The organism is Hansschlegelia beijingensis (assembly GCF_045505405.1).
In the GTDB taxonomy this organism is placed as follows: Bacteria; Pseudomonadota; Alphaproteobacteria; order Rhizobiales; family Methylopilaceae; genus Methylopila; species Methylopila beijingensis_A.
In genome coordinates this window covers 1-659 of sequence record NZ_JBJKEX010000685.1, presented here as the reverse complement: position 1 = coordinate 659, position 659 = coordinate 1, and the positions used below count along the sequence as shown (strand labels likewise).

The window sequence follows — 659 nt, the reverse complement described above, 5'->3', positions numbered from 1 at the left end:
GCCCCGCGCCCGCCGCACCTTCTCGCGGGCGGGCGACGTCGCCGCGCGCCAGCGCGGCTGACGCTCAGTTCTCGTCGAGGAAAGCCCGGCCCTGCCGGTCCTCGACCGCGACGATCCAGATATCGGAATCGAAGCGCAGTTCGCGCGCGAGCCGCTCCTCGATGGTCAGCCCGTCGACGGCTTCGAGCACGCGCTCGAACGACCGCCCGCCCGTATCCTCGGCCTCACTCTGGGGAGCAGGCGCATAGAGGTCGTTGCCGCCATCGAGCCGGTCGATCACGAGAAAGATCGCGCCGGCTTCCTTGGCGCCCCGCCGGCGGACGAGCGCGAAGCCGCCCTCGAGGTGACAGCGCCGCACATAGGCGGACACCCAGAAGTCGGAGGTCAGGCGGGACGACATCAGCCGCGCCGCGTCACTGGAGCTGCGCGCCGGTCATCGCCTGCAGGGCCCGCAGCACCTGGGGAGACGGCTCCCCGGTTTCGGGCATCTTGTGGTCGCGCTCGAAGCTGCGGATCGCGTTGCGGGTTTCGGCGCCCATCTTGCCGTCGATCGTCACCGGGCCGTAGCCGATGCGGGCGAGCGCGCGCTGCACGGCCATCAGCTTGCCGGCAGGCATCTCGGTCGAGCCCGTCGTGGCCGGCGCGGCCGGCGCCGGGCG

The 659-nt window shown here is 72.4% G+C and carries 2 protein-coding genes; both read right to left on the bottom strand.

From position 1 onward, the window contains the following. Positions 1-64: 64 nt before the first annotated feature. Positions 65-400, bottom strand: a complete 336-nt coding sequence (locus ACIKT0_RS19620) for a DUF1491 family protein (protein ID WP_407106925.1) — start codon at positions 398-400, stop codon at positions 65-67. A gap of 13 nt (positions 401-413) precedes the next feature. After that, positions 414-659: peptidoglycan-binding domain-containing protein (locus ACIKT0_RS19615; protein ID WP_407106924.1), on the bottom strand; the 246-nt coding region annotated here is incomplete at its 5' end.

Coding starts and splice junctions, on each gene's coding strand:
- ACIKT0_RS19620 (WP_407106925.1), bottom strand. CDS start 400: ATGTCGTCCCGCCTGACCTCCGACTTCTGGGTGTCCGCCTATGTGCGG.